This window comes from Rhodoferax sp. (assembly GCF_013297935.1).
GTDB lineage: Bacteria > Pseudomonadota > Gammaproteobacteria > Burkholderiales > Burkholderiaceae_C > Allorhodoferax.
Map to the genome: position 1 here is coordinate 132,655 of NZ_JAAFIX010000007.1, position 13,561 is coordinate 146,215.

Consider the following 13,561-nt stretch of genomic DNA (forward strand, 5'->3'; position numbering starts at 1 on the left):
CCCCCATGCCGCACCTGGTCGTTTTGTACACCGCCAACCTGGACCGCGAGGTCGATATGTCCGGCCTGTGCCGCACCTTGTGCGACACCATGCTGGCGCAGCGAGATGAGAGCGGCAAACAGGTGTTTCCGACCGGGGGCACACGGGTGCTGGCTTACCCCGCCGCCCACAGTGCCGTGGCAGACGGCCAGGGCGACTACGGGTTTTTGTACATGAACCTGCGCATGGCCAAGGGTCGCAGCCCGGTGGTGCACCAGCAAATGGGCGAGGCCCTGAAGGCCGCCGTGGGCACCCGCCTGGCCGACCTGCTGGCGCGTAAGCCCTTGGGGATCACGGTTCAGATCGACGAGGGCCACGAGGTCTTCGACGGCAAGCACAGCAGCCTGCACCCCTTGTTTAACAAGGCCTGATATGCAGCGCCTACGTGGATGGGGCCTGTTGTTGGCTGTATCGGTGCCGCTACTGCTCCTGTTCAGCTGGAATCAGTTGAGCGCCCGGTCCACAGTGGCCAATCTGGAACGCTACAGAAACTGGTCGGAGAGCCACGTCGGCACGCTACTGGCCCCCTTGAGCTCCTATTTCTTGAAGCAGCACAGGGCTGCGGTGGCAGGCGATGTGACTCTGCCGCCGGTACCTGCAGGCATAGGCGTGAAATCATGGGGCTTGTCGGCCGACTCCACCGTGAGTGTCGAGCTAGAAGCCAAACTGGACGGGCGCCCGGTCAAGCTGCGCTATGTGCCGGTGATCCGCAATGCAAAGGTGATTCTGTTTGACTGTGTGAGTGAAGCGCCAACAGTGCTGATTCAGCAGTTTTGCCGCCCGGAGGTCGTGAAGTCCTTTGCAGACATCCGCGCTCAACTCGACGCCAATGAGCAGGTACTTGCCAACTTGCCGCCTGTGCAGAGCGCATCCGGAACTGCGCTGGCAGTCGGGGTGAGTCTCGGCAGTGTTGTGGTGGTCCCTTCACCTCCGGCCGAGCTGAGAAGGTGTGGCTTTCAGTGCGTCAAACCCCAAAGCTGCGTAACCCCACGCCCCTTGGCCTGCACCGGTGAGTTGCGCGAGGGCAATAGCGTTCGCACCGACTTCAAAGCCAGCAACACCGACTACCGGGGTAACGACTTCGCCACCCAGCAAGCAGCTGACGCCGCGTGCGCACAAACCTGGGGACCGGGCTATCGCGTGGCGCGCGCAAGTGGCTTGACGGATAAGGGCTCGCTCGGCGACGGTATGGAGTACTGGGTGCACAACGACATCGATAAAACACAAAACTGCTGGAACCATGAATAGCGAGCCCACGAGCCAGAGCATCACGACTCTCGTGGCAGTGCAGATCACCGCCGGCTTGTTGCTGACGGCAGTGGCTTTCCCCTGGGTGAGCCCTTTGTCGTGGGGGCCCAACCCCGACATGCTGCAGCACTTGGCGACCGGGGGCAGTGTGGCGGTGTTGCTGCTCGCTGCGGCGCTGGGGGGGCACTTGCTATCGCGGTCGGCGTTGGTGGGCACCGTCGCCTGGGGTTGGCTGCTGGCAGCCCTGTTGAGCGCGGGCATGGCCGTGGTGCAGTACTTCGGTGTGGCCGATGCCGCTTGGTCGGAGTGGGTGATGCGCACCGACATCGGCACCGCGTATGCCAACCTGCGCCAACGCAACCAGTTTGCGTCGCTCACCTCCATCGGCTTGCTGAGCCTGCTGTGGCTGGCGCACCGGCCGCCGGGTGCGACCCCGCTCGCCTTGCCCGCGCTGCGCACGAGCGCCCTGTGCGTTGCGGTGGCGTTGTTGGCAGTGGGCAATGCCTGCAGCAGCTCGCGCACCGGTGCACTGCAATGGCTGCTGATCGCGGTGCTGGCCTGGTGGTGGGGCCGCGGTGAGCAGCGCACAGCGCTGCGCTGGAGCGGCTTGGCCTTGGGTTTGTACCTGGTGGCGAACCTGGTGCTGCCACTGGCCTTGCAGGCGCTGACCGGCCAGGTACCCGCCAACGCGCTGGAGCGCTTTGGGGAAGATGCGGGCTCGCAAAGCCGGACGGTGCTGTGGGCCAACGTGATCGAGCTCACGCGTGTGCACCCCTGGCTGGGCTGGGGTTGGGGAGAGTTGAAGTTTGCCCACTTTATGCACCCCTATGCGGGCGAGCGCTTCAGCGTGATTCTGGACAATGCGCACAACCTGCCGTTGCATCTGGCGGTAGAGCTGGGGGTGCCCGCAGCGCTGCTGCTGTGTGGGGGCGCACTTGCCCTCGCCCTTCGAGCCAAGCCCTGGCAGGAGCGCCAACCCACGCGCCAGTTGGCGTGGGGCGTGTTGCTGGTGATCGCATTGCACAGTGTGCTGGAGTACCCCCTGTGGTACGGGCCGTTTCAAGTAGCTGCCGTGCTGGCAATCTGCATGTTGTGCAGTGAGCGCCTGCTGCAGTGGCGTGGCTTGCGGCTGGCAGCTTGCGCAGTGGCCGGGGTGCTGATCGCTATGACGGCCTACACCGGCTGGGACTACGCCCGGGTCAGCCAGCTGTACCTGCCACCCCAGTTCCGCGCCGAGCGCTGGAAAGAAAACACCTATGACAAGGTGAAGGACTCGGTACTGTTTCGCAACAGCGTGCAGTTTGCGTATGTGACCACCACCCCAGTCACACCCGAAACAGCCCGCGCCTTGTACACGGCCTCATGGCAAGTGCTGCACTACTCGCCGGAGCCGAAGGTAATCGCAGTACTGCTGGAGAGTGCCGCCCTGCTCAACCTGGAGAGCCCGCTCACCGAGCACATCCGGCGGCAGTGGCGGGTGGCCTACCCGGAAGGCTACTGAGCAGCCGCTGCAGCCCCCGTGCGGCGGCTGAACCACCAGCCCTCCAGGCTGTACACCCCGAGTGCGGCCCAAATCAGGCAAAAGCCGATGGCCCGCGCAGCCTCGAAAGGCTCGCCATACAGCCACACACCGATCAGCAGTTGTAGGCTGGGCGAGATGTATTGCAGGATGCCCATGGTCGACATCGACACCCGGCGCGCCCCCGCCGCAAACAGCAGCAGGGGGATGGCGGTGAACGGCCCGGCCAGCAGCAGCCAACCGATGTCCGCTGCACTGCCCTGCACCAGCGCGCCCCGACCCTGCAGGGCCCACCAGAGCAACAGGCCGGCTGCCAGCGGTGCGAGCACCAGAGTTTCCAGCGTCAAACCTTCCAGCGCGCCCAAGGCACCCACTTTGCGCAGCAAGCCGTAGAACCCGAAGGTGACGGCCAGTACCAGCGCCACCCACGGCACATGACCCGACAGCAAGGCCAGCCAAAGCACCCCGGCAGCAGCGACTGCTACGGCCAGCCATTGCCCCCGGCGCGGGCGCTCGTGCAGAAACACAAAACCCAGACCCACATTGACCAGCGGGAGAATGAAATAGCCCAGGCTCGCGTCCAGCACATGGCCGTTTTGCACCGCCCACACATAGACCAGCCAATTCACCCCCAGCAAGCAGGCCGACAAGGCAAACGCGCCCATGACTTTGGGCGTGCGCCACACCGCGCCCAGCCACGCCCATTGCCGGCGCAGGGCCAGCACCGCGAGCAGCAGCACCATGCACCAGACGGTGCGGTGCATCACCACCTCCAAGGCCGGGATAGCGGAGAGTTGTTTGAAATAAATGGGGAAAAGGCCCCAAGCCAGGTAGGCCAGGGCCGCATAGAGAACACCAGTTTGCATGCAGCGAGCTTACCCGCCCCGCCGCAGCACCAGAAAGCCGAAAGCTGTCGCCGTGAGGTACATGCTCACCGAATAGATGGCGGCAGGCAGTCCGAGCTGTAGATTGCCCAGCACCGACAGGGCCACAAAAATAGCGAGCGTAGAGTTGTGGATACCGATCTCAAAGCTCACCGCGGTCGCCAGCGGCTTGGTCAGGCCTGCCACGCGCGACAGGTAGTAGCCCACTAACAGGCTCACCAGATTGAAGGCCAGCACCACCGGGCCCAAGCTGCCGATAGAGGCGGTGAGCGCGCTCCACTCTTTCACGATAGCAATCAGTGAGAACGCAGCCAGTACCACTGCGCTGAACACCTTCATGGGCGCGCCCATGCGCTCGCTGAAGCCCGGCTGCCGGTAACGCACCACCATGCCGATCAGCACCGGCACCATGACCACGCCCACCACCTCCAGCACTTTGCCGGTCTGCAGTGGCACCACCTGCCCGCTTTGCAGGTAGGTTGCGATCGCCCAGTTGGCAATGAGCGGGAGGCTCACGATCGAGAGCACGGTGTTGATGGCGGTGAGCGATATGTTCATGGCGACATTGCCGCCAAACAAATGGCTGAACAGGTTGGCCGACACGCCGCCGGGCGAGGCGGCCAGCAGCATCAGCCCCACTGCATAAATTGGCTGCACGCCCAGCAGCACAATCAGCCCGACTGCAGCGGCGGGTAAGACCAGCATTTGCAGTACGAGCGCCAGCACCACGGCGCGTAGATGCTCGCGCAGGCGCTCAAAGTCCTGCACCGTCAACGACAGGCCGAGCCCGAACATCACTAGCGCAAGCGCCAGCAGGAGCAAGGTGGGCAGTACCGCGGTAAAGCTCATGCTGCCAGGCCGGTAGCAGCCGGTGTCGCGCCCAAGCGGCGGCGGATTTCATCGCGCACCTCGGTGCGCATATTCAGGTGAAAAGCCACTTCGGCCACCAGAAACAAGGGGCCGACCAACAGGCCGATCAGGTCATCCACAAAGGCGGGCTTTTTACCCTCGTAGTAGTGGCCCACAAACTGAAAGGCCCAGCCCACCACAAACAGGCCGACGCCCCAGCCCAGCCAAACCGCGGTGCTTTGCGCCGCAAACCATTGGCTGGCCGCAAGCGCGGCGGCTAGCAACACGGCCATGGTGATGCCAAAGCGGGCATCCAGCCGGGTGTAGAACCAGGTAGACGCCAAGGCCACCAGCACCGCAGGGCTCAGCGCAAGTGCACCCGCCACCCACTGCGGACGGGACAGAAGAATGGTGACCGCCAGCACGATCATGGGGATGCCCACGAAGTGCGTGGCCACGTTGCGACCGTTCTGGTGGTAGGCCGCATACTGGGTCAGGTGATCGGTGAGGGTTTTCATGCAAGTCTCCATGGGTTATGGCGGGGATGATGGGTGCAGGTATGCTTGTCGTCTGTCAAGTAACCGACACAACACCCCGCACCTAGTGAAAGCCCTGATGCCCGCTTTGGACCACCATTTGCCCCTGCTGCGCACTGGACGTTGGTTCGGAGGGCTGCCCCCGGCATTCGCCGACGGCTTGCTGCACATGGCCCGGCTGCGCCATTTGCAAGCGGGGGAAAGCCTGTTTCTACGGGATGCTCCGCCCTGCGGTTTGTACGGTCTGCTGCGCGGCGGTATCCGCATTTCGGGGCAGACCGGTGGCAGCCATACCACCCGGGAGGCGGTGCTGGTGCTGCTATCCCCACCGCAATGGTTTGGTGAAATTTCGGTGTTTGACGGTTCGGCCCGCACCCACGACGCCCACGCTGCCGAGGCCAGCACGCTGTTGCAGGTGCCGCACGACGATCTGCTGGCCTGGCTGGAACGGCACCCCACGCATTGGCGCGATCTGGCGGTGCTGATGGCCGACAAGCTGCGCCTGGCTTTTGTCAGCATGGAGGAGCAAACCGTGCTCCCCGCGCCCCAGCGCCTGGCGCGGCGCCTGCTGACCATGGCCCAGGGCTACGGCCAGGCTGCAGACACCGACCGAACCCACAGGGTGCTGAGCGTGACCCAGGAGCAACTGGCGCTGATGATCGGCATCTCCCGCCAAACCACCAACCAGATATTGCGCGACTTCAAAACCCGCGGTGTGCTGCGGCTGCAGCGCGGCAGCATTGAGTTGCTGGATGTCGCCGCACTGCGGGTGGAGTGCGAGTAGAGCGTGCCCATCACCTGCGCATAAAAAAAGCGCCGGAAGGCGCTTTTTTGGAGGCGGCAAAGCCGCCAAAGAGTGAACCTTATTTAGACACCACGCGGGCCATTTCCAACACTTTGTTGGAGTAGCCCCATTCGTTGTCGTACCAGCTCACCAGCTTGACGAAGGTGCCGTCCAGGGCGATGGAGGCTTCTGCGTCGTAGATGGAGGTGCGGCTGTCGCCACGGAAATCGGTCGCCACCACCTTGTCTTCGGTGTATCCCAACACGCCCTTCAAAGCACCTTCGGACTGCGCCTTCAACTCAGCGTTGATTTCGGCAATGGTGGCAGAGGTGTTCAGCTCGACGGTCAGGTCGACCACGGACACATCGCTGGTGGGCACGCGGAAGGCCATGCCGGTGAGCTTTTTGTTCAGCTCAGGAATCACCACGCCCACGGCCTTGGCTGCGCCAGTGGAAGAAGGAATGATATTTTCCAGAATGCCGCGGCCACCGCGCCAGTCTTTGTTGGACGGACCGTCCACGGTCTTCTGGGTAGCAGTGGCAGCGTGCACGGTGGTCATCAGGCCGCGCTTGATACCAAACTTGTCGTTGATCACCTTGGCCAAAGGCGCCAGGCAGTTGGTGGTGCAAGACGCGTTGGAGATGATGGCTTGGCCGGCATAGGTCTTGTCGTTCACGCCAAACACGAACATGGGGGTGTCGTCTTTGGAAGGAGCCGACAGGATGACCTTTTTGGCGCCAGCGTCGATGTGCTTTTGCGCAGTTTCCTTGGTCAGGAACAGGCCGGTGGATTCGACCACGATGTCGGCACCGACTTCAGACCACTTCAGGTTCGCAGGATCGCGCTCCTGGGTCAGGCGGATTTTCTTGCCGTTGACGATGATGTTGCCGCCGTCGACGGTCACTTCACCTTTGAAGCGGCCGTGCACGCTGTCGTACTGCAACATGTAGGCCAGGTAGTCAGGCTCCAACAAGTCGTTGATGCCGACGATTTCGATGTCGTCGAAGTTTTGCACCGCTGCGCGGAACACCATACGGCCGATGCGACCGAAACCATTGATACCTACTTTGATTGCCATGAAATACCTCAATAAAAATCAACTAGAAACTATAAGCGGGTGTAACCACTTGGTAAGCGGCGCTTTTCATCAAGAAATACGCGCCGCTTGAGCTAACTCAAGCTTTGCGGGTCAATGCGGCCTGCACGGTGTCTGCCACGTTTTCAGGCGTGAAGCCGAAGTGCTTGAACAGCACCGGTGCGGGAGCGGATTCACCATAAGTGTCCAGGCCGACCACGGCAGCCGTGCCGTACTTCCACCAGCCGCTGGTAGAACCCATTTCGACCGCTACGCGGGGCACACCGGCCGGCAGCACGCTGGACTTGTACTCGGCGCTTTGCAAGTCGAAGGTGGTGGTGGAGGGCATGGAGACCACGCGCACCGCAATCTTGCGCTCGGCCAATACCTTTTGCGCGGCGATGGCCAGTTGCACTTCGGAGCCGGTGGCGATGATGACGGCCTGGGCCTTCTTCTTCAGACCAGCGTCAGCGGGCTCAGCCAACACATAAGCACCCTTGCTGATGGCGTCCAGGCCGGATGCGTCAGGCGCCACAGCGGAGTCACCCTTGGCGATGTAGGCAATGTTCTGGCGGCTCAAGAGCAGAGCAGTAGGCTTGGCCTTGTTTTGCAAAGCGACGGTCCACGCCACGGCAGTTTCGGCCGTATCCGCAGGGCGCCACACGTCCAGATTAGGAATCAAACGCAGGCTGGCAGCGTGCTCGATGGACTGGTGGGTCGGGCCGTCTTCGCCCAGACCGATGGAGTCATGGGTGAACACGTGCACCACGCGCAGCTTCATGAGCGCGGCCATGCGGATGGCGTTGCGGCTGTAGTCGCTGAAGGTCAGGAAGGTGCCGCCGTAAGGAATGTAGCCACCGTGCAGAGCCACGCCGTTCATGATGGCAGCCATGCCGAACTCGCGCACACCGTAGTTGATGTGGCGGCCGCCTTGGCCGGCTTCGTTGGTAACCACATCGCCGGTCAGTGCGTCAAAACGCAGATTGGGCGTGCTCTTGGTGTTGGTCAGGTTGGAGCCGGTCAGGTCGGCAGAGCCACCCAGCATTTCGGGCAGGGCTGCGGTGAACGACTCCAGCGCCAACTGGCTGGCCTTGCGGCTGGCCACGGTTTCGCCCTTTTGGTGGGCGGCAATCACGGTGTCCACGGCGGTCTGCACAAACTTCTTGGGCAGGTCGCCCTTCATGCGGCGCACAAACTCTTTGGCCAGCTCAGGGAAAGCTGCTTTGTAGGCTGCGAACTTGTCGTTCCACGCAGCTTCTGCGGCCTTGCCTTTGTCCTTGGCATCCCAGTCGCCATAGACCTCTTTGGGGATGACGAAGGGTGCGTGGCTCCAGCCGATGGATTCGCGGGTGAGCTTGATTTCTTCCGCACCCAAAGGCTCGCCGTGGGCCTTGGAGGTGTTGGCACGGTTCGGGCTGCCCTTGCCGATGTGGGTCTTGCTGATGATCAGCGTGGGGCGGCTGTCGGTGCCGGCCTTGGCTTGCGCAATGGCAGCCGACACCGCAGCGGCGTCGTGGCCGTCCACGGGGCCGACCACGTTCCAGCCGTAGGCGACAAAACGCTGGGCGGTGTTGTCGATGAACCAAGGAGCCACTTGGCCGTCGATGGAGATGCCGTTGTCGTCGTACAGGGCAATCAGCTTGCCCAGCTTCCAGGCACCGGCCAAAGCGGCGGCTTCGTGGCTGATACCTTCCATCAAGCAGCCGTCGCCCATGAACACATAGGTGTGGTGGTCGACGATGGTGTGGTCTACATCGCCCACCTTGCGGTTGAACTCTTGGGCCAACAACTTTTCAGCCAAGGCAAAGCCCACAGCATTGGTGATGCCCTGACCCAGCGGGCCGGTGGTGGTTTCTACGCCGGGGGTAATGCCGAACTCGGGGTGGCCGGCGGTCTTGCTGTGCAGCTGGCGGAAGTTTTTCAGCTCAGTGATGGGCAGCTTGTAGCCGGTCAGGTGCAGCAGTGCGTAGATCAGCATGGAGCCGTGGCCGTTGGACAAAATGAAACGGTCGCGGTTGGCCCAGTGGGGGTTCGTCGGGTTGTGGCGCAGGTGCTCACCCCACAAAGCCACTGCCATATCGGCCATGCCCATGGGGGCGCCGGGGTGGCCGGAGTTGGCTTGTTGCACAGCGTCCATGGACAGTGCGCGGATGGCATTCGCCATGTCTTTGGTGTTGGGGGTGGTGGCCATTCAGGGCGACTCCAGGGGTAAGGTTAGAAAAGTGCAGAAGCGTAAAACTGGCGCAATTTTACCGGTCTGCGTTTGGAGGCTGTTACAGACCCGTACTGCACGGAATTTGACCGCTCGGCTATGCTTTTGTGCATGAGCTTACTTTTCACGCCTTACACCCTGCCTTCACCACGCGCCGGGCTGACATTACCCAACCGCATCGTGATCGCGCCCATGTGCCAATACCAGGCGGTGCACGGCGAAGCCACCGACTGGCATTTGATGCACTGGGCCAACCTGCTCAACAGCGGCGCGGGGCTGTTCACCATCGAGGCGACCGGCGTGTTGCCGGAAGGGCGCATCAGCCCCGGCTGTCTCGGCCTGTGGGATGACCGCACCGAGGCCGCACTGGCCGACAAACTGCACCGCGCCCGCGCCCTTGCGCCGTCCATGTCGGTGTGTATTCAGCTGGCCCATGCGGGGCGCAAGGCATCGAGCAATCTGCCTTGGCAAGGCGGGCAACTGCTGGCTCCGGAGCAGGGTGGGTGGCAGCCTGTAGGTCCCTCAGCCCTGCCCCAGTTGCCGCACGAAGCGCCCCCGGTCGAGCTGACCTTGGAGGGCATGGAGCGCGTCAAGGCGGCGTTTGTACAAGCTGCGATTCGCAGCGCGCGCATGGGGGTGGACGCCATTGAACTGCACGCCGCCCACGGCTATTTGATGCACGAGTTTCTCTCGCCCATGGCCAACCAGCGCACCGACGCCTATGGCGGCAGTCTGGAGAACCGCATGCGTTTTCCCCTGGAGGTATTTGAGGCTGTGCGCGCGGCGTTTGACGGGACCTTGGGCGTGCGCATTTCGGCCAGTGACTGGGTCGAAGGCGCGTGGGATGTGGCGCAGAGCGCGGTGTTTTCACAGCAGCTGAAAGCACTGGGCTGCGACTTCATCCACGTGTCCAGTGGCGGGGTGTCGCCCCAGCAAAAAATTGCGTTGGGTGCCAACTACCAGGTGCCGTTTGCGCGCGACATCCGCGCTGCGAGCGGCATGGCCACCACGGCGGTCGGGCTGATCACCGAGCCGCAACAAGCCGAAGCCATTTTGCAAGCCGGCGACGCCGACCTGATCGCACTGGCCCGCGCCTTCCTCTACAACCCGCGCTGGGGTTGGCACGCCGCTGCCGCATTGGGTGGCCAAGTAGAAGGCAACCCGGTCTACTGGCGCTGCCTGCCGCGAGAGGCGCAGAGTGTGTTTGGCCAGGTGGCGGTGGGCACGCGCTAAATGGCAAAAAAATGGGGAGCCTAAGCTCCCCATTCCATGAACATGGCCGAAGCCGTGCTTATGCTGCGTTGCGCTTGGCGCGGCGGCGGCTGATAGCACCCATCAAGCCCAGGCCCGCCAACAACATGGCGTAGGTTTCAGGCTCTGGTACTGCAGTCACATTGGAAGCCGTGAACTCCACGCGCAAACCAGTTGGGTTGCCACTCCTTTGAGCCAAGTTGGTCACCACAAATTCCAAAGTGTTCGCGCCACTGTTAAAGCCGTTGCTTGCGCTAAAGGCAGAAAAACTATTGAACCCGGTAGAGGCGCCCAGCTGAACGCCGTTCAGCTTCACTAACGCAGAGTTATCAGCAGCAAACTTACCCGAGAAGCTTGCGGTAGAAGCGTTGAAACCGGTCAGGTCGAAGCTCAATTTCCAAGAATAGGTACCGTTGGAAGTAGCGTCGAACGAATCGCCTTGGTTTTTAGTAGGGGTGATCCACTTGGAAGTGGTGGTGTTAGCAATCCAAGGGCCAATCGGCCAAACATTGTCTTTGGTCACATAGCCAAAGCCGGTGCCATTCAACGAATAGTTGGTGTCTTGCGAACCACTGGCAAAAGTACCGGTGTTCACCAAACCAGTGATAGACGCCGCGTGGGCGGAAACGAAGGCGCTGGCAGCCAGAACTGCAGCAATTGCAAACTTTTTCATAAATCTCCCGATAGTTATAACAAGTCGTAACGGTGCGATTTTATGAAAAGGGGCTCAAAACAGACGTAGTCCGTATGGACTAACAGATTGCAAAAAATGTGACAAACATCACACTATTGACTCACTGGCGCCTGATCCACTGCACTGGGCCGTACCGCCAGAGCAGGCGAAATCGCCTCGCCGTCCACACCCAGGCTTTGAATGAAACCGCCGTAAGACCATTCGGCGTAGCGCCAATCGTCACCCGCGCGCACCACGCCTTCGGGGGGCTGCACCTCTTGGACCGGCACACCCTGCAGGGCAACCGTCATGTAGTCAATCCAGGCGGGCAGTGCCAGCGCGGAGCCGGAGGCGCGGCTGCCCAGGCTGCGCGGGGTGTCATACCCCACCCACACTACCGCCACCACGCCGGGCTGGTAGCCCGCAAACCAGGCGTCCACCATGTCGTTGGTGGTTCCGGTTTTTCCGTAGAGGTCGGGCCGTTTCAAGATAGCCTGCGCCTTGGCTGCCGTGCCATTGCGGGTTACCTCCTGGAGCAGGCTGGAGACCATGAAAGTATTGCGGGCGGGCACCGTGCGCAAGGTTTCGTCGAGCACCTGGGGCGGTGCCTCAAACAACACCTCGCCATTGGCTCGGGCGATTTTTCGAATCAGCACCGGATTCAAGCGATACCCTCCATTAGCCAGCACCGCGTAAGCGCCTGCCATTTGCAGGGGGTTGGTAGAGCCTGAGCCTAGGGCTTGGGTGAGGTTGTCGGGCTGGCGCTCGGGGTCAAAGCCAAAATGGCTGGCCCACTCGCGGGCGCCCACGGGCGAGAGCAATTGCATCAAGCGGATGGACACCAGGTTCTTTGAGCGCGCCAGCGCACGGCGCAGGGTGATGGGGCCATCGGTGCTGCCATCGTCGTTCTCGGGAGCCCAGTCACCCACGTTTTCCATGGGCGCATCGTTCACCAGCGACTCCGGCTGCATGCCACTCTCGATGGCGCCGGAGTAAATAAATGGTTTGTAGCTCGACCCGGGTTGGCGCCAGCCTTGGGTTACATGGTTGAACTGGTTGCGATGAAAGTCGAACCCGCCCACCAGCGCGCGGATGTCGCCATTGGTCGGGTCCATGGCGACCAGCGCGCCCTCGGCTTCCGGCCACTGCACCAAGCTCCAGGCTTTACCCTGCTGGACCACGCGCACCACCGCACCCCGGCGCACGCGCAGTTTGGCCGCAGCCGCATCCCCCAGGCCGGATTGGGCAGGGCGCAGACCGGCCCCCTCCACCGTCAGCACCTCGCCGGAGCCCAGCACCACAGTCACGGCTTTGCTGCTGGCGCGAGTAACGATGGCGATGCGCAAGTCTTCGTCATCGTCGTAATCCGCCAGCGCCTGGGAGATGGCCGGGTCGTCGTCTTTCAGATCGGCGGGCAGTGACTCCTGGCCCTCGGGGCCACGCCAGACTTGGCGCAGCGAGTGCTCCACGATGGTGTGGCGCAAAGCCTTGAAGGCAGCTTGCTGATCGGCGGCCCGCAAGGTCGTGGTGACATTGAGGCCGGCGGTGTAGCTGGTTTCTCCGAACTGGGCATAGACCTGCTGGCGCACCATTTCGGCGACGTGTTCGGCATGCACATCGACCTCATTGCGCTTGCGGATGAGCAGCTTTTCCGCTTTGGCGCTCTGGAACTGCGCCTCGGTAATCACCTCTTGCGACCGCATGCGGCCCAGCACCACCAGCTGGCGCGAGCGGGCGCGCTCATAGTTTTGAATAGGGTTCGCAAACGAGGGGTTCTGCGGGAGCCCGGCCAACATGGCGCACTCGGCAGCGCTCAGCGCCGTCAGGCTTTTGCCGAAATAGGCCTGGGCCGCAGCTTCGAACCCGTAAGCCCGCGCGCCGAGGTAGATCTGGTTCATGTAGAGCTCCAGAATCTGGTCTTTGCTCAGCTGGGCCTCAATTTTGTAGGCCAGTAGTGCCTCTTTGATCTTGCGCTCCAGAGTGCGTGAGCGGCTCAAAAAGAAGGTGCGCGCCACCTGCTGGGTGATGGTGGAGGCGCCCTGGGTGCGCCCGCCGGTCAGGTTAGACACCAGCGCGCGGGCCACGCCAATCGGGTCCAGACCGCCGTGCTCGTAAAAACGCGAGTCCTCCACCGCCAACAAGCTGTCTTTCATCAGCTTCGGAATCTGGTCTATGGGTTTGTAGACCCGGCGTTCGGTACCGAAGCCGGCCACCTCGACGCCATCGGCCGTCAGCACCCGCAAAGGCTGCTTGGGCTGGTAGTTCGACAGTGACGACGTATCAGGCAGCTGGGTTGAAAAAAACACGACGGCACCGGCAAGCAACAAAGCCCCCAGTACCGCCAACAGCAGGCCGGTTTTGAAGATGCGCATGGGCCACGGGCCCGGAGAAATAGTTTGCATAGCGGTTCACCAATGGACCGCGCATTATGGGCAGTGCCGGTCGCGCTCCGGCAAGCACTTTGTAAACGCTATGAAAACAGGAGCTACTC

At 62.3% G+C, this 13,561-nt stretch carries 12 protein-coding genes; 5 read left to right on the forward strand and 7 right to left on the reverse strand.

The genetic code is table 11. The features are described 5' to 3' along the window. Positions 1-5: 5 nt before the first annotated feature. From QZW03_RS11810 to QZW03_RS11820, 3 genes are read left to right on the forward strand one after another with little or no spacing between them, the layout of a single operon-like run. The gene (locus QZW03_RS11810; protein WP_296510203.1) at positions 6-410 is read left to right on the forward strand and encodes a 5-carboxymethyl-2-hydroxymuconate isomerase; all 405 of its coding nucleotides are present in this window, start codon (positions 6-8) and stop codon (positions 408-410) included. A gap of 1 nt (position 411) precedes the next feature. Further along, on the forward strand, positions 412-1,287 hold the full coding sequence (locus QZW03_RS11815; protein ID WP_296510204.1) for a hypothetical protein: 876 nt from the start codon (positions 412-414) through the stop codon (positions 1,285-1,287). Continuing rightward, positions 1,280-2,788 carry an O-antigen ligase family protein gene (locus QZW03_RS11820; protein ID WP_296510205.1) on the forward strand — a complete coding sequence of 503 codons (1,509 nt, stop codon included), beginning with the start codon at positions 1,280-1,282 and terminating at the stop codon, positions 2,786-2,788. Before QZW03_RS11815 ends, QZW03_RS11820 begins: the two co-directional genes overlap by 8 nt. Here the strand turns inward: QZW03_RS11820 and rarD are convergent. From rarD to QZW03_RS11835, 3 genes are read right to left on the reverse strand one after another with little or no spacing between them, the layout of a single operon-like run. Beyond that, complete coding sequence (gene rarD, locus QZW03_RS11825; RefSeq protein WP_296510206.1) at positions 2,782-3,672, reverse strand: EamA family transporter RarD; 891 nt, start codon at positions 3,670-3,672, stop codon at positions 2,782-2,784. The genes QZW03_RS11820 and rarD overlap by 7 nt on opposite strands. Positions 3,673-3,681: 9 nt before the next feature. After that, positions 3,682-4,539, reverse strand: a complete 858-nt coding sequence (locus tag QZW03_RS11830; RefSeq protein ID WP_296510207.1) for a bile acid:sodium symporter family protein — start codon at positions 4,537-4,539, stop codon at positions 3,682-3,684. Beyond that, positions 4,536-5,057 (reverse strand): Mpo1-like protein, encoded by a 522-nt coding sequence (locus QZW03_RS11835; protein WP_296510208.1) that lies wholly within the window; start codon positions 5,055-5,057, stop codon positions 4,536-4,538. Before QZW03_RS11835 ends, QZW03_RS11830 begins: the two co-directional genes overlap by 4 nt. A 97-nt stretch (positions 5,058-5,154) precedes the next feature. Here QZW03_RS11835 and QZW03_RS11840 point away from each other — a divergent pair, with 97 nt between their 5' ends. Continuing rightward, positions 5,155-5,859: a Crp/Fnr family transcriptional regulator gene (locus tag QZW03_RS11840; protein ID WP_296510209.1), complete on the forward strand. Its 705-nt coding sequence runs from the start codon at positions 5,155-5,157 to the stop codon at positions 5,857-5,859. Between the two features lie 79 nt (positions 5,860-5,938). On the opposite strand, the gene gap is transcribed toward QZW03_RS11840, so the two are convergent. Further along, positions 5,939-6,937 (reverse strand): type I glyceraldehyde-3-phosphate dehydrogenase, encoded by a 999-nt coding sequence (gene gap, locus QZW03_RS11845; RefSeq protein ID WP_296510210.1) that lies wholly within the window; start codon positions 6,935-6,937, stop codon positions 5,939-5,941. A 97-nt stretch (positions 6,938-7,034) separates the two neighbouring features. Beyond that, positions 7,035-9,125: a transketolase gene (tkt, locus tag QZW03_RS11850; RefSeq protein WP_296510211.1), complete on the reverse strand. Its 2,091-nt coding sequence runs from the start codon at positions 9,123-9,125 to the stop codon at positions 7,035-7,037. 132 nt (positions 9,126-9,257) lie between these two features. Between tkt and QZW03_RS11855 the strand changes: the two genes are divergently transcribed. Then, a complete protein-coding gene (locus QZW03_RS11855; protein WP_296510212.1) occupies positions 9,258-10,379 on the forward strand; it encodes an NADH:flavin oxidoreductase/NADH oxidase in 1,122 nt (373 codons plus the stop codon). Between the two features lie 58 nt (positions 10,380-10,437). Here QZW03_RS11855 and QZW03_RS11860 read toward each other — a convergent pair whose 3' ends face one another. Both QZW03_RS11860 and QZW03_RS11865 read right to left on the reverse strand, forming a co-directional pair. Further along, positions 10,438-11,070 (reverse strand): PEP-CTERM sorting domain-containing protein, encoded by a 633-nt coding sequence (locus tag QZW03_RS11860; RefSeq protein WP_296510213.1) that lies wholly within the window; start codon positions 11,068-11,070, stop codon positions 10,438-10,440. Between the two features lie 113 nt (positions 11,071-11,183). Beyond that, a complete protein-coding gene (locus QZW03_RS11865; RefSeq protein ID WP_296510214.1) occupies positions 11,184-13,472 on the reverse strand; it encodes a PBP1A family penicillin-binding protein in 2,289 nt (762 codons plus the stop codon). Between the last annotated feature and the right edge of the window lie 89 nt (positions 13,473-13,561).

What these genes read in the sequence shown, in the direction of transcription:
- rarD (WP_296510206.1), bottom strand. Translation starts at nt 3,672, where the DNA reads ATGCAAACTGGTGTTCTCTATGCGGCCCTGGCCTACCTGGCTTGGGGC.
- gap (WP_296510210.1), bottom strand. Translation starts at nt 6,937, where the DNA reads ATGGCAATCAAAGTAGGTATCAATGGTTTCGGTCGCATCGGCCGTATG.
- QZW03_RS11820 (WP_296510205.1), top strand. Translation starts at nt 1,280, where the DNA reads ATGAATAGCGAGCCCACGAGCCAGAGCATCACGACTCTCGTGGCAGTG.
- QZW03_RS11815 (WP_296510204.1), top strand. Translation starts at nt 412, where the DNA reads ATGCAGCGCCTACGTGGATGGGGCCTGTTGTTGGCTGTATCGGTGCCG.
- QZW03_RS11865 (WP_296510214.1), bottom strand. Translation starts at nt 13,472, where the DNA reads ATGCAAACTATTTCTCCGGGCCCGTGGCCCATGCGCATCTTCAAAACC.
- QZW03_RS11835 (WP_296510208.1), bottom strand. Translation starts at nt 5,057, where the DNA reads ATGAAAACCCTCACCGATCACCTGACCCAGTATGCGGCCTACCACCAG.
- QZW03_RS11840 (WP_296510209.1), top strand. Translation starts at nt 5,155, where the DNA reads ATGCCCGCTTTGGACCACCATTTGCCCCTGCTGCGCACTGGACGTTGG.
- QZW03_RS11855 (WP_296510212.1), top strand. Translation starts at nt 9,258, where the DNA reads ATGAGCTTACTTTTCACGCCTTACACCCTGCCTTCACCACGCGCCGGG.
- tkt (WP_296510211.1), bottom strand. Translation starts at nt 9,125, where the DNA reads ATGGCCACCACCCCCAACACCAAAGACATGGCGAATGCCATCCGCGCA.
- QZW03_RS11810 (WP_296510203.1), top strand. Translation starts at nt 6, where the DNA reads ATGCCGCACCTGGTCGTTTTGTACACCGCCAACCTGGACCGCGAGGTC.
- QZW03_RS11830 (WP_296510207.1), bottom strand. Translation starts at nt 4,539, where the DNA reads ATGAGCTTTACCGCGGTACTGCCCACCTTGCTCCTGCTGGCGCTTGCG.
- QZW03_RS11860 (WP_296510213.1), bottom strand. Translation starts at nt 11,070, where the DNA reads ATGAAAAAGTTTGCAATTGCTGCAGTTCTGGCTGCCAGCGCCTTCGTT.